The following is a 15,314-nucleotide window of genomic DNA, read 5'->3' as shown; positions in this document are numbered from 1 at the left end:
TTTAAATTTAGTATTTCCCTAGTTCGCGTAGGCTTGTATGATTTTCTTGAATGCGACGGAACATCTTTTCCATATCTGACTTGGTAAAGTGGACCAAAACAGGGCGTCCGTGTGGACAGTTGTAGGGGTTGTCACATTGGGAAAGCTGATAGAGGAGTTGTCTAGCCGAGTGATCATCGATACGGTGGTTAGCCTTGATAGACCTCTTGCAGGACATCATAATGGCTAGTTCAGCTCGGTATTTCTTGATTGAAACTTCCTTGGTCAAGAGGAGCATGTCGCACATCTCATAGATTCCAGATTCAATTTCCTCCTCTGCCATCCAAATGGGATGTTCGCGCAAGATAAATTGATTCTCCCCGTACTCTGCTAGAAAGACGCCAACTTCCTCTAAAAGAGACATTCTTTCCTTGAGGCGAAGGGAATCATCCGCAGGAAATTCAAAGATATAGGGCACTAGGAGTTGCTGCTGGCTCTGGTCAACATTGCCAATACTTTCGCGATACTCCTCATACTTAACCCGCTCCTGAGCTGCGTGTTGGTCTATGATGTAAAGCCCATCTCTACCTTGGGCAAAGAGATAGGTTCCATGCATCTGACCGAAAAATTCCAACTCCGGAAAGCTTGAAGATTCTTCTCGCTCCAGCTTGTCATAAGCCTTATCCAAATTAGCCATATCTAACTCAGGATGATCCAGTTGGTCGTAACTGATAGACTTTCTCTCTGCAAAATGCAGTTTTGCTGGTTTGGTCAGCTGATCCAAGGTTTCCTTAGCGAAGAGGTTCAAATCCTGTCTTTCTTCAGTCAGATTCACCTGATGGTCTGCTACCTCAGCTTGAGGCGGTCTTGTCAGCTCCGTTTGCTCGTAGTAAAGATTATTTTCTTTAAGCGGGAGAATGGTTTGCTCTACTTTTTCACGATTGCGTACGGTAGACTTTGCCAGATTTTCCAAGGCATCTGGAATCAAGGTCTGTTCCTTGAGACTCTTTGCGATAGCTTCTGAAACCAGTGCCATCAGCTCTCTTTCCTTAGAAATACGCACCTCTTGCTTGGTCGGGTGCACATTGACATCTGCTAGATAAGGATCGATATGGATGTGAATAACAGCTAGCGGAAAACGCCCCACCATAAGCTTGCTGCCGTAACCATCTAAAATGGCACGATTGAGCAGGAAGTTTTTGATATAACGACCATTGATAAAGAGACTGATATAGTTACGATTAGCCCGTGTCAATTCCGGCAAGGACACAAAGCCTGAAATTTCAAAGTCTAGGTCAGAATTCTCAATCTCAACCATTTTTTTAGCACTGGCTAAACCATAAATTCCAGCAATGGCTTGGCGGAGTTGACCCGTACCAGCTGTTCGTGTCATTTCCTTGCCATCACTAATTAGACTAAAGGAAATCTCAGGATGGGCTAGCCCCAGACGATTGACAATATCGATGATATGAGACAACTCTGCCTGCTGGCTCTTCATATACTTGAGACGAGCTGGTGTGTTAAAAAAGAGATCCTCCACACAAACCTTGGTCCCAACAGGACTAGTCGCAGGGATGATTTCTTCTACTTCTCCCCCACGAGCTACTAGCTTAGTCCCGTGACTTGCACCCTCTACTGCAGTCAAAAGAGTCAGAACACTGACAGAAGCGATAGAGGGCAAAGCTTCACCACGGAAACCGAGCGTACGAATCCGAAAAAGATCTGCCTGATTCTTAATCTTACTGGTTGCATGACGACGGAGAGCCAACTCGACTTCATCGTGGGCAATCCCGTGACCATTATCGGTAATTTGGATTTTCTTAAGACCAGCTTCTTCGATCTCAACGATAATCTGGCTAGAACCAGCATCGATAGCATTTTCAACCAACTCTTTAACTACGCTGGCAGGACGTTCGATAACTTCTCCTGCCGCAATCTGGTTGGCCAAAACCTCTGGCAATTCAATAATATGAGACATCTTTCAGCCCCTTTCTTAACTGTTTTTATCTATTTCTCTGAAAATAATACTCTTCAAAAATCAAATTCAAACCACGTCAGTCTCGCCTTGCCGTACTCGAGTACAGCCTTCGGCTAGCTTCCTAGTTTGCTCTTTGATTTTCATTGAGTATAAGCTAGTGCTATTATACCATATTTCACTCGTTTCCAAAAAAGTCCAAGCAGCAACTTTCTTCCCGATTTTACTAGGTTATTTGCCAAGTTTGTGGTAAAATAGGTAGAAACAATATTTTAAAAAGGAGAAAAGACACATGCACATTTTTGATGAGCTAAAAGAGCGTGGTTTGATTTTTCAAACGACTGATGAAGAAGCTTTGCGTAAAGCCCTAGAAGAAGGTCAAGTTTCTTATTATACTGGCTACGATCCAACTGCTGACAGCCTTCACCTAGGTCACCTTGTCGCAATCTTGACAAGTCGTCGTTTGCAGCTAGCAGGTCACAAACCTTATGCGCTCGTTGGCGGTGCTACAGGTCTCATCGGAGATCCGTCCTTCAAAGATGCTGAGCGTAGTCTCCAAACAAAAGACACAGTAGAGGGCTGGGTCAAGTCTATCCAAGGACAACTTTCTCGTTTTCTTGACTTTGAAAATGGTGAGAATAAAGCTGTCATGGTCAACAACTACGACTGGTTTGGCAGCATCAGCTTCATTGACTTCCTCCGTGATATCGGAAAATACTTCACTGTCAACTACATGATGAGCAAGGAGTCTGTGAAGAAACGTATCGAAACTGGGATTTCTTACACTGAGTTTGCCTACCAAATCATGCAAGGGTACGACTTCTTTGTCCTTAACCAAGAGCACAATGTAACCCTCCAAATCGGTGGTTCTGACCAGTGGGGAAATATGACTGCTGGTACAGAGTTGCTTCGTCGTAAGGCTGACAAGACCGGTCACGTCATCACTGTCCCACTCATTACAGACGCAACTGGTAAGAAATTTGGTAAATCTGAAGGAAACGCTGTTTGGCTCAACCCTGAAAAGACTTCTCCATACGAAATGTACCAATTCTGGATGAATGTCATGGATGCTGACGCTGTTCGCTTCTTGAAGATCTTTACCTTCTTGTCACTTGATGAGATTGAAGACATCCGTAAACAATTCGAAGCAGCACCACACGAACGCTTGGCTCAAAAAGTCCTCGCTCGTGAAGTTGTGACTCTTGTCCACGGTGAAGAAGCCTACAAAGAAGCCCTTAACATCACTGAACAACTCTTTGCAGGAAATATCAAAAACCTTTCTGTCAAAGAACTCAAACAAGGACTTCGTGGCGTGCCAAACTACCAAGTACAGGCAGACGAAAATCACAACATCGTTGAACTTCTCGTATCTTCTGGCGTGGTTAACTCAAAACGCCAAGCCCGTGAAGATGTCCAAAATGGAGCTATCTACGTCAACGGCGACCGTATCCAAGACCTTGACTATGTCTTAGGGGATAACGATAAGTTAGAGAACGAACTGACTGTTATCCGCCGTGGTAAGAAGAAATACTTTGTATTGACTTACTAAATTGTTAAACATTTACCTATAAACAAAGGAGTTAACCTCGATAAAGGTAACTCCTTTTTGCTGTGAATAGTCCCCACCTATCCCTTAATAGACAGGCTACGCAGTACAATGCGTAAGGTTGTTAGATTATGTAAGATAGAAAGATTTGAAGGGCTGAGCCAGTTAAACAAGCCAAAGCCAATCAAACTACTATTTACGACAACGGTATCTTGAATATTCTTCTTGATGAGTGTTTGCAAAGATGATGATAGCGAATCCAACTCTTGGAAGAAATCCAAACGATTATCTAACAATAAGATATCGCTCATCTGCTTAGAAATATCTGCACTCTCATTCATCACCACACCGATATCTGATAGGGTTAGAGCCGCTGAGTCATTCAATCCATCTCCAACCATCAAAATAGTGTGACCTGCTTTCTGCAGTTCCTCTACTAACTCAAATTTCCCATCAGGTTTCAAGTCTGTATAGACCTGATCAAAGGGCAAATCTTTGACTAATTCCTCTGTCCTAACCAGGGTGTCCCCTGTTGCCAGAATCAATTTTTTCCCTTGTGCCTTAAGTTTCTCCAAGGCTGCTTTTGCTTCTTTTCTCAAAGGAGTATGAATACAGAACATTCCAATCAATTCATTCTGGTAGGCTAAGAATAAGAGATTGTAGTGACTCTTGTACTCTTCAATTAAAGCATTTTGTTCTGAACTGATATGAATCTGCTCATCCTGCATCAAGACATAATTCCCAATAAGAACTGGTTGGCCATCTATATGAGATTTGATCCCCTTACTTGCGATATATTGGAGTTTCCCATGCATTTCCTCATGTTCAATTCCCTCTATCTCGGCTTGCTTGACGATGGCATTAGCAATAGGATGATAAATGTGTTCCTCAAGACAGGCACTGATTCTGAGAATATCTTCCTCACTATTGTCTCCAAAAGGTAACACCTTTTCAACTATCGGATAGCTAGTTGTGATTGTTCCCGTCTTATCAAATAAGAAAGTATCAACTTCCAGATATTTCTCCAGAACAGCCCCATCCTTAATCACCATTTCACGGTTCAACCCCTCCTTGATAGCTGTCAAATAAGCTACAGGAGTAGAGATTTTCAAAGCGCAGGAGAAATCGACCAATAGGAAAGAAATAGCCTTAGAAAAAGAACCTGTTAATAGGTAAGTCAGACCAGCCCCCAAGAAATTATATTTGACGACCTTATCCGCCATTTTGATGAAATAGCGTTGTTTCGTTTTCTTGTTTTCTTCAGATTTCTTCATCAACTCAATCAGTTGTAAAATCCGGCTGTTCATCTGATTATCGGTTACACGAATGCGTAACTCTCCAGTTTCTAATACTGTATTTGCACAAACCAAATCAGACTCTCTTTTTTCAACTGGAAAACTCTCTCCCGTCAAGGAACTTTCGTTGACCATACCTAAACCTGAAACTACTTGTCCATCAAACAGAATTTCATTTCCTTGAGATAATACCAAGACATCTCCTATTTGAACATTGGAACTCTTGATACTAACGACCGTATCACCCTGTACTAGGAATACATCGCTCTCTTTTGCAAGAAGACTCTGTTCTAAATCTGTTGCAGTTTTTTTCAAGGACCACTGATCTAAATGATTCCCCAAATCAAGCATAAACATGATATTGCTAGCTGTCTTGGATTGGTTCATAAACAAGGACAATAAAATCGCCGAACAGTCCAAGACCTCCATCGTTAGTTCCTTACGCGCTAGTGTTTGATAGGCTTCTCTAATATAACCCAAAGCCTGATAACAAGTCCATATATAGCGAATAGGATACGGCACAAAACTACGAAAAAGTACACGCTTAATCGCTGCACCTGAAACAATAGAATAAGCACTCTCTTCTCTACGAATGGGAAGAGTCATCAACTCAGAAACTTTCCCTTTATCAATTCTTTTTAAAAAGGCTTCTGCATTATCTAATACAGAAAAGCCTTCTTTTATGCGTAGAGTAAAGTGCTGTTGATCCATGTAAAACTGGATAGACTCAATCCCCTTTTCATCTCTCGCCAAGGAACGAAGATAGTCTTGAATATCCAAGGTGAGTGAAAAAGAAGATGATAGTCGGATATGTTGGTATCCTCTATGTAGCACTTTAAAAGACATATTATTCTCCTATAAGGCTATCTAATTGCTCTTCTTTTTTCTCTTGCTCGTACAAATATTTGGCATCTTGCAAGACATCGTCTCCATGTTGTTTCACAACAGAAACAGATGCATCTAGCCCGTCTTTCAACTTGTAAGCCTTAGCCAAAGCTTTAGAATAACCTTTTTTAGCTTCCTTACTTGCTAAGATTTTCAAACCAAGGGTACCAAATGCGACACCACCCAAAAAGAGTGATGATTTTTTCGCAACTTTTGCAACGGTTAGTACTTCTTTTAACATACTTATTTCCTCCTTATCATTATTATATAGCAATTTAGATATAAAAGCAATTTCATTCTATAAATTGGAGAATTAGTTTTATTTCTACTGAATCTCCCATTTACTTATTCCTAAAGTTGCTTTCATTTGCCTCTTTTGATACACTTAAACTATGAATACAAACCTTAAACCTAAACTCCAGCGCTTTGCTTCTGCTAGTGCCTTTGCCTGCCCTATCTGCCAAGAAAATCTGACCTTGGTAGAGTCTAGTCTTAAATGTGAGAATCGGCATTCTTTTGACCTAGCAAAATTCGGCTATGTCAATCTTGCCCCTCAAATCAAACAATCCGCCAACTACGATAAAGAAAACTTTCAAAATCGCCAGCAAATCCTAGAAGCTGGCTTTTACCAAACTATTCTAGATGCCATCTCTGATTTAATTGCAAGTTCAAAAACTGCCAAAACAATTTTAGATATCGGCTGTGGCGAAGGCTTCTACTCTCGCAAACTTCAGGAAGTGCACCCTGACAAGACCTTCTATGCCTTTGATATTTCAAAAGATTCGGTCCAAATCGCTGCCAAGAGCGAACCTAACTGGGCAGTCAATTGGTTTGTCGGTGACCTGACTCAACTTCCTATAAAAGACGCTAGCATGAATATCCTTCTTGATATCTTCTCGCCTGCAAATTATGGAGAATTTCAACGAGTTTTATCAAAAGATGGTATCTTAATCAAGGTCATCCCGACCGAAAACCACCTCAAGGAAATCCGCCAAATAGTACAGGACCAGCTGACAAAGAAGGACTATTCCAATCAAGATATCAAGGTACACTTCCAAGAATATTTCAGCATCCAATCTATCCAGACTGCTTCCCTGACCAAATCCATTACAGCAGAGCAAAGACAAGCTTTACTCAGCATGACACCCCTCCTCTTTCACGTTGACCAAAGCAAGATTGCTTGGAGCCAACTGACAGAGATTACCATCGAAGCAGAGATTCTGGTCGGAAAAGCACTGTAAATAAATTTTTGAGATACTACAAAGCCCGCACCTCTTCTTGAGATGCGGGTTTAAAACACGATTTTTCACTGTCTTTCCGAAAAGTATAAAAAATTTTGACCTCTCCATTTATTTTCGATTTGAAATGACAAATTTATCAATAAATAGCAAGTGATATAAGGCAAGTGATGCCCCATAACAACATCCATGAAAAGAGATTTCTTGATGAGTCAGTGGAAACGAAGTGCTATTGCCCATATAAAGGCATGACCAAATTACCAAAAGAATCCAAAATAAATCAGTCCATTTATATTTTGAAAAATATTTTTTTCACATAAGAACACCCTCTTTCTTTACTATAATACTATTATAATACCATTTGTAAACGAATACAAGAAATTTGAGGTAACAGCTAAGAAGAACCTGAGGCTTAAAGGTAGTACAACCAACCTTCTTAGTGTTCTCTAGGTCTGATTTTTAAGTCTAGAAATTATTGACAAATTATTTTTTCTTTTGAGACCAGTCAACCTCAAATCCATAACATTCAAAAAAAGCGAATTTCAATTGAAACTCGCTTTTTTGCTAGATAGTGTAATAACTATTAAATTGTATATCTTAGTTCAAGTGCCAGATATCTTCGTTATACTGAGCGATTGTACGGTCAGATGAGAAGAATCCTGCTTTAGAAATGTTAACGATGACTTTATCCAACCATGCGTCACGGTCTTCGTAGTCAGCAAGCATTTGCTCTTTCACTTTGATGTAGTCTTCCAAGTCAAGAAGAGTCATGAACCAGTCTTTGTTGATTAATTCGTTATAAAGACGTTCCAAACGTTCAATCTTACCAACTGCAAGAACAGCGTCGCTCACGATAAAGTCAACCAATGGTTTGATCGCTTTACGAGCGTAGAATTCGCTTGATTTGTAAGCTGATTTTTCGTAAAGGTCGATAACAGTTTCTGAATCTTCACCGAAGATGTAAATGTTTTCATCACCAACCAACTCAGCGATTTCCACGTTAGCTCCGTCCATAGTACCAAGAGTCAAAGCTCCGTTCAACATGAATTTCATGTTACCAGTACCTGAAGCTTCCTTGGAAGCAAGTGAGATTTGTTCAGAGATATCACACGCTGGAATCAAGAAGCTTGCTGCAGTAACGTTGTAGTTTTCAACCATAACCACTTGTAAGTGTGGTGCAACTGCTGGGTCATTAGCAATCACTTCTGACAAGCAAAGGATCAAGTGGATGATGTCTTGAGCAATTGTGTAGGCAGGAGCTGCTTTACCACCAAAGAATACTGTAATTGGACGAGCAGGGATATTACCAGCCTTGATGTCCAGGTATTTGTGAATCACATACAAAGCGTTCATTTGTTGACGTTTGTACTCGTGAAGACGTTTGATTTGGATATCAAAGATAGAGTTTGTATTGATTTCCACACCTTGGTGCTCTTTCAAGTGACGAGCCAACTTACGTTTGTTGTGAGCTTTGATGCTTTCCAATTTTTCTTTGACAGCAGCCTTGTCTTCGTAAGAAAGAAGGTCTTCCAATTTAGAAGCTTCATGGTGCCATTCGCGGCCAAGAATCTCATCCAAGTAGTGAGACAAGCTTGGGTTAGCATGCATGAGCCAACGACGGAAGGTGATCCCGTTTGTTTTGTTGTTGAATTTTTCTGGGTAGATGTCGTAGAAAGCTTTCAACTCTGAGTTCTTCAAGATTTCAGTGTGAAGAGCGGCAACCCCGTTTACGCTGTATCCATAGTGGATATCCATGTGGGCCATGTGTACACGATCGTTTTCATCAATGATTTGAACAGCTGGATCTTTGTATTCTGCTTTAACACGACGGTCCAATTCTTTGATGATTGGTACCAAGTGAGGAACCACTTCTTCCAAGAATTCAAGAGGCCATTTTTCAAGGGCTTCAGCAAGAATTGTGTGGTTTGTGTATGCAGTCATGCTACGAACGATAGAGATTGCTTCATCAAGTTCGATACCACGTTCAGTCAAAAGACGGATCAATTCAGGAATCACCATTGATGGGTGAGTATCGTTGATTTGTACAACTGCGTAGTCAGCAAGGTCATGCAAGTTGCTTCCTTTTTCGATTGCTTCATCGATGATCAATTGTGCACCGTTTGAAACCATGAAGTATTGTTGGAAGATACGGAGCAATTCACCTTGTTTGTCGCTATCGTCTGGGTAAAGGAAAAGAGTCAAGTTGTGAGCGATGTCTGTCTTATCAAAGTTAATGCCATCTTCAATGATAGATGAATCAACTGAATCCAAGTCAAACAAACGCAAGCGGTTTTTCGTAGCAGTTTTGTAACCAGGTACATCGATATCGTAAAGAGTAGATGTCAATGTAAAGTGTGCAAATGGCACTTGGTAGCTACGGCTTGAGCGAACCAACCAGTTTTGGTCAGTCAACCAAGCGTTAGGAATAGTTTCTTGTTGGTTGTTTTTAAGCACTTGTTGGAAAAGACCAAAGTGGTAGTTCAAACCAACACCGTCACCGTTCAATCCAAGTGTAGCGATGGAGTCGATAAAGCAGGCTGCCAAACGTCCCAAACCACCATTACCAAGTGATGGTTCCAATTCTACTTCTTCGATTTCGATCAACTCTTTACCTGCGTCAGCAAGTTCTTTTTTAACTTCGTCATAAAGACCAAGGTTAATCAAGTTGTTTGACAAGAGTTTACCAATCAAGAACTCAGCTGAGATGTAGTAAACTTTTTTCTTACCAGTGTTCACTGGTTTTTGGCTGCTTGCAAGTTTGCTGTAGTTAAGAAGAGCAAGATAAAGCTCCTCATTGCTACATTCTGCGATAGATTTATTGTAACGATTTTGTACAAATTCTTTTAATGGTAACATTTTTATGTCTCCTGATAATGTCTTATTTCTTTAATTCTACCAAATTTTCATTGATACGGCGATAAATTGTAGTCAAGTCAAGCAAAGTTTCTTCGACAGCAGGAGTCAATTGTTCCTCTGTCATACGCCATGACCAGTTTCCACCAAGAGTAGATGGGAAGTTCATACGAGCTGAACCATCCAACTCTAGCAAATCTTGCATAGTTGCAATCGTCATGAAACTTACTGATGCGAAGGCTGTACGAAGCATAGCATGCACCACTGTTTCGTACTCTTTACGGTTTGTGTAGCGTGCCATGTACTCACGAGTTGGATCATCAATCTCATCACGGTACCAACCAAGAACAGTGTTGTTATCATGTGTTCCTGTGTACATAACAGAGTTAGCTGGTGCCAAGTGTGGGCTGTCGATACTTTCGTCTTCTGGATTGAAGGCAAATTGAAGGACCTTCATTCCTGGGAATCCAGTGCGCTCACGTAGTTCAATAACTTCATCAGTCATGAAACCAAGGTCTTCAGCGATGATGTTCAAGTCACCAAGTTCTTCTTTAACCGCTGCAAAGAGTTTGTAGTCAGGTCCTTTCACCCATTTACCAGGTGCCGCTGTTTCAGAACCAGCTGGGATTTCCCAATAAGACTCAAATCCACGGAAGTGGTCGATACGCACGATATCATAGATTTTAAAGCTTTCACGCAAGCGTTCAATCCACCATTTGTAACCATCGCGATCCATTGCTTCCCAGTCATAGATTGGGTTCCCCCAAAGCTGACCAGTAGCAGAAAACTCATCTGGTGGGCATCCTGCGATGCAAGTTGCTTTCCCGTTTTCATCTGTTTTAAAGAGGTGTGGATTTGCCCACATATCGCTTGAATCTTCAGCAACATAGATTGGCATATCACCCACAATCTCAATGTGGTTTTCGTTAGCGTATGCTTTCAATTTCAACCATTGTTGGAAGAAGAGATATTGGGTTACACGGTGGTAAACAAGTTTGTCTGCCAATTGTTCACGGTAGCTTTCAAGAGCAGAAGCTTTACGAGCACGAGCATCTGCATCTGGCCATTCTGTCCAAGCCAAGTTATCAAAATGCTCTTTAATAGCCATATACTCTGCAAAAAGTTCAAGCCATGATTGGTTCTCTTGAGCAAATTTTTCAAAATCTTGGACATCTCCAACTTCAAGGAAACGTTTAACTGCTTTTTCTAGAAGGGGACGACGTGCGTAATAAATCTTAGCGTAATCAACTTCAGTTGGGTTGCTACCAAAGTCAATCCCTTCAAGATCACTAGCTTCCAAGAGACCTTGCTCAACCAAGATATCAAGATCGATAAAGTGAGTATTACCTGCAAAAGCTGAGAATGATTGGTAAGGTGAGTCACCATAGCTTGTTGTTCCCAATGGAAGGATTTGCCAGTAGCGTTGCTTAGTGCGAACCAAGAAGTCAACGAAATCATAGGCGCTTTGACCAAATGATCCGATTCCGTAAGCTCCTGGAAGTGATGAGATGTGCATCAACACACCACTTTGACGTTTTTTCATATTAGCACCTCAAGTGTTTTTTAATTAATTATTTCAAATTTGTGCGCAAACGTTTGCGCTAAGTAAAGTATAACCCATTTCTAAAATAAATGCAAGCGTTTGTAAAAAAACTTTTATGATTTATTTTTTATTGATAAACTTTTAAGTTACTATATTCTTATTTTTAAAATCCTTTCATTAAGCATCCCAATCATGCAATCGTTTCCCTTCAATTATTTTTGAATCGAAATTTGCATGATTTCCTATTTCTCTTCTATTATACAAACAATTTTAGGAATTAGCCAGCAACAAGCTTTTTAAAATTTTTTCAAAAAAACGCTTGCAACCGTTTTCTGTTTGTGCTATACTATGGTCATAAGGGAAAACGTTTGCGTTTCCTCGAAATTAAAATTTGTTATTCTTTAGGAGGAATACACTATGTCAACTAAATTCATGAAGAGCGCAGCTGTACTTGGTACTGCTACTCTTGCTAGCTTACTTTTGGTAGCTTGCGGAAGCAAAACTTCTGACAAAGCCGCTGACTCTTCTGCATCAGGAAGCCAAGAAATCACTTTCTATGTTGAAGACCAATATAAAGCTTTCGCAGAATCAGCTGCTGCAGCTTACGAAAAAGAAGCTGGTGTAAAAGTTACTATTAAAACAGGTGACCAATTAGGTGGACTTGACAACCTTTCACTTGATAACCAATCAGGTAAAGCTGCTGACGTCATGATGGCACCATACGACCGTGTAGGTAGCCTTGGTACTGACGGACAACTTTCAGAAGTAACTTTGAGTGACGGTGCTAAAACAGACGATACTACTAAATCTCTTGTAACTGTTGGTGGTAAAGTTTACGGTGCTCCAGCTGTTATCGAGTCACTTGTTATGTACTACAACAAAGACTTAGTGAAAGAAGCTCCTAAGACATTTGCTGACCTAGAAGAACTTGCTAAAGATAGCAAATATGCCTTCGCTGGTGAAGACGGAAAAACAACTGCTTTCCTAGCTGACTGGACTAACTTCTACTACGCATACGGACTTCTTGCTGGTAACGGCGCTTACGTATTTGGTGACAACGGTAAAGATCCTAAAGATATCGGTCTTGCAAACGACGGTGCTATCGCAGGTATCAACTACGCTAAAACTTGGTATGACAAATGGCCTAAAGGTATGCAAGACACTGAAGGTGCTGGAAACTTGATCCAAACTCAATTCCAAGAAGGTAAAACAGCTGCTATCATCGACGGTCCTTGGAAAGCTCAAGCATTCAAAGACGCTAAAGTAAACTACGGTGTTGCAACTATCCCAACTCTTCCAAACGGCAAAAACTACGCAGCCTTTGGTGGTGGTAAAGCTTGGATTATCCCATCAAGCACTAAGAACCTTGAAGGCGCTCAAAAATTTGTAGACTTCCTTGTTTCAACTGACCAACAAAAAGCATTCTACGATGCTACTAACGAAATCCCAGCTAACACTGAAGCTCGTGCTTACGCTGAAGGTAAAAACGATGAGTTGACTACAGCTGTTATCAAACAGTTCCAAAACGCTCAACCAATGCCAAACATCTCTCAAATGTCAACAGTTTGGGACCCAGCTAAAACAATGCTCTTTGACGCTGTAAGCGGTAAGAAAGATGCTAAAACAGCTGCTAATGATGCTGTAACATTGATCAAAGAAACAATCCAACAAAAATTTGGTAACTAATTGATTGATTCAAGGGAGATAATTTAAACATCTCCCTTGATTTTTAGATACACTGACAATGTTTTCAACAAACTTGCTGATTAGCATCGAGCCCAGAGCTCGTATCTTATGAAAGGAGCACTCATGGAACAACAACCAAAAAAAGCAGCCTTGCTTTCATTGATTCCTGGGTTGGGACAAATCTACAACAAACAAAAAGCTAAAGGTTTTATCTTCCTTGCTGTAACAGTGGCTTTTGTCCTCTATTTTATAGTACTTGCAGCACCAGAATTGAGCAACTTGATCACGCTCGGTGAAAAACCTGGCCGTGACAACTCTCTTTTCATGTTGATTCGTGGTGCATTCCACTCTATTTTTGTAATTGTTTACCTAGCCTTTTATATTCTCAATATTAAAGACGCTCACACTATTGCAAAACGTATCAATAATGGCATTCCTGTCCCATTGACACTTAAGGATATGATCAAAGGTATCTATGAAAATGGATTCCCATACTTACTCATTATCCCATCTTACGTTGCCATGACATTTGCCATCATCTTCCCGGTTATTGTAACCTTGATGATTGCCTTTACTAACTACGATTTCCAACATTTACCACCAAACAAATTATTGGATTGGGTTGGATTGACTAACTTCACAAATATCTGGAGCTTGAGTACCTTCCGTTCAGCCTTCGGTTCTGTTCTTTCTTGGACTATTATCTGGGCTTTATCTGCATCGACTTTGCAAATCGTACTCGGTATCTTTACAGCTATTATTGCTAACCAACCATTTATTAAGGGGAAACGTATCTTTGGTGTTATCTTCCTTCTACCTTGGGCGGTTCCAGCCTTCATCACTATTTTGACATTCTCAAACATGTTCAACGATAGTGTTGGTGCAATCAACACCCAAGTTATCCCTCTATTTGCTAAGGTTCTTCCATTCCTCGACGGGGCACTCATCCCTTGGAAAACAGACCCTACTTGGACTAAGGTCGCCTTGATTATGATGCAAGGTTGGCTTGGATTCCCATATATCTACGTTTTGACTTTGGGTATCTTGCAATCTATTCCTAACGACCTTTACGAAGCAGCTTATATTGACGGTGCCAATGCTTGGCAAAAATTCCGCAGCATCACTTTCCCAATGATTTTGGCTGTTGCGGCGCCTACTTTGATTAGCCAATACACCTTCAACTTCAACAACTTCTCTATCATGTACCTCTTCAATGGCGGTGGTCCTGGTAGTGTCGGTGGTGGAGCTGGTTCAACCGATATCTTGATCTCATGGATTTACCGTTTGACAACAGGTACAGCTCCTCAATACTCTATGGCAGCTGCCGTTACCTTGATTATTTCAATCATTGTCATCTCTATTTCTATGATTGCCTTCAAGAAACTACACGCATTTGATATGGAGGACGTCTAAGATGAATAACTCAATCAAACTAAAACGTAGACTGACTCAAACCCTCACTTACCTCTACTTGATCGGACTTTCAATCGTCATTATCTATCCTCTTTTAATCACGATTATGTCAGCCTTTAAGGCCGGTAACGTCGTGGCCTTCAAACTCGACAGCAATGTCAATTTCAGTCTTGATAACTTCAAAGGGCTCTTTACAGAAACCTTGTACGGCACATGGTACCTCAACACTTTGATCATCGCTTTGATCACTATGGTTGTTCAGACAAGTATTATCGTACTTGCTGGTTATGCCTATAGCCGTTACAACTTCTTGGCTCGTAAACAAAGTTTGGTCTTCTTCTTGATTATCCAAATGGTGCCAACAATGGCTGCTTTGACTGCCTTCTTCGTTATGGCCCTCATGTTGAACGCCCTTAACCATAGCTGGTTCCTCATCTTCCTCTACGTTGGTGGAGGTATCCCGATGAACGCTTGGCTCATGAAAGGTTACTTTGACACCGTGCCAATGTCTCTTGATGAGTCTGCAAAACTGGATGGTGCAGGACACTTCCGCCGCTTCTGGCAAATCGTTCTCCCTCTCGTTCGCCCAATGGTTGCTGTACAAGCACTCTGGGCCTTCATGGGACCTTTCGGAGACTATATCCTCTCTAGTTTCTTGCTTCGTGAGAAAGAATACTTTACAGTTGCCGTAGGTCTACAAACCTTCGTTAGCAATGCGAAGAACTTGAAGATCGCCTACTTCTCAGCAGGTGCTATCCTCATCGCTCTTCCAATCTGTACACTTTTCTTCTTCTTGCAAAAGAACTTCGTTTCAGGACTTACAAGCGGTGGCGACAAGGGGTAATATACCCCCGCCACCCTTTTTCTTTTTTGAACTTGTGCTTATATAGTCTGATGAAAA

The 15,314-nt window shown here is 41.0% G+C and carries 10 protein-coding genes; 5 read left to right on the top strand and 5 right to left on the bottom strand.

What is annotated here, in order from left to right:
* Positions 1 to 7 precede the first annotated feature (7 nt).
* Complete coding sequence (gene mutL / locus QM460_RS02175; protein WP_060955112.1) at positions 8 to 1,957, bottom strand: DNA mismatch repair endonuclease MutL; 1,950 nt, start codon at positions 1,955 to 1,957, stop codon at positions 8 to 10.
* Between the two features lie 289 nt (positions 1,958 to 2,246).
* On the opposite strand from mutL, the gene tyrS reads away from it, so the two are divergent.
* Positions 2,247 to 3,503 (top strand): tyrosine--tRNA ligase, encoded by a 1,257-nt coding sequence (gene tyrS, locus QM460_RS02170; RefSeq protein ID WP_060955111.1) that lies wholly within the window; start codon positions 2,247 to 2,249, stop codon positions 3,501 to 3,503.
* A 77-nt stretch (positions 3,504 to 3,580) separates the two neighbouring features.
* Here tyrS and QM460_RS02165 read toward each other — a convergent pair whose 3' ends face one another.
* The gene (locus tag QM460_RS02165; protein WP_000008777.1) at positions 3,581 to 5,641 is read right to left on the bottom strand and encodes a heavy metal translocating P-type ATPase; all 2,061 of its coding nucleotides are present in this window, start codon (positions 5,639 to 5,641) and stop codon (positions 3,581 to 3,583) included.
* 1 nt (position 5,642) lies between these two features.
* A complete protein-coding gene (locus QM460_RS02160) occupies positions 5,643 to 5,921 on the bottom strand; it encodes a DUF6110 family protein (protein WP_000910910.1) in 279 nt (92 codons plus the stop codon).
* 151 nt (positions 5,922 to 6,072) lie between these two features.
* On the opposite strand from QM460_RS02160, the gene QM460_RS02155 reads away from it, so the two are divergent.
* Complete coding sequence (locus tag QM460_RS02155; RefSeq protein ID WP_414289107.1) at positions 6,073 to 6,921, top strand: putative RNA methyltransferase; 849 nt, start codon at positions 6,073 to 6,075, stop codon at positions 6,919 to 6,921.
* A gap of 594 nt (positions 6,922 to 7,515) precedes the next feature.
* Here QM460_RS02155 and glgP read toward each other — a convergent pair.
* Positions 7,516 to 9,774, bottom strand: a complete 2,259-nt coding sequence (gene glgP, locus QM460_RS02150) for a glycogen/starch/alpha-glucan family phosphorylase (protein WP_414289106.1) — start codon at positions 9,772 to 9,774, stop codon at positions 7,516 to 7,518.
* Positions 9,775 to 9,796: 22 nt separating this feature from the next.
* Positions 9,797 to 11,314 (bottom strand): 4-alpha-glucanotransferase, encoded by a 1,518-nt coding sequence (gene malQ / locus QM460_RS02145; RefSeq protein ID WP_414289105.1) that lies wholly within the window; start codon positions 11,312 to 11,314, stop codon positions 9,797 to 9,799.
* A 417-nt stretch (positions 11,315 to 11,731) separates the two neighbouring features.
* On the opposite strand from malQ, the gene QM460_RS02140 reads away from it, so the two are divergent.
* From QM460_RS02140 to QM460_RS02130, 3 genes are all read left to right on the top strand, one after another.
* The gene (locus QM460_RS02140) at positions 11,732 to 13,000 is read left to right on the top strand and encodes an extracellular solute-binding protein (RefSeq protein WP_414289104.1); all 1,269 of its coding nucleotides are present in this window, start codon (positions 11,732 to 11,734) and stop codon (positions 12,998 to 13,000) included.
* 123 nt (positions 13,001 to 13,123) lie between these two features.
* A complete protein-coding gene (locus tag QM460_RS02135; protein WP_414289102.1) occupies positions 13,124 to 14,413 on the top strand; it encodes an ABC transporter permease subunit in 1,290 nt (429 codons plus the stop codon).
* Between the two features lies 1 nt (position 14,414).
* Positions 14,415 to 15,257 (top strand): sugar ABC transporter permease, encoded by an 843-nt coding sequence (locus QM460_RS02130; protein ID WP_006149616.1) that lies wholly within the window; start codon positions 14,415 to 14,417, stop codon positions 15,255 to 15,257.
* Positions 15,258 to 15,314: the final 57 nt, after the last annotated feature.

It is taken from the genome of Streptococcus infantis (genome assembly GCF_047464415.1).
Lineage (GTDB): Bacteria > Bacillota > Bacilli > Lactobacillales > Streptococcaceae > Streptococcus > Streptococcus infantis_AE.
This window is presented reverse-complemented; position numbering and strand designations above follow the sequence as displayed.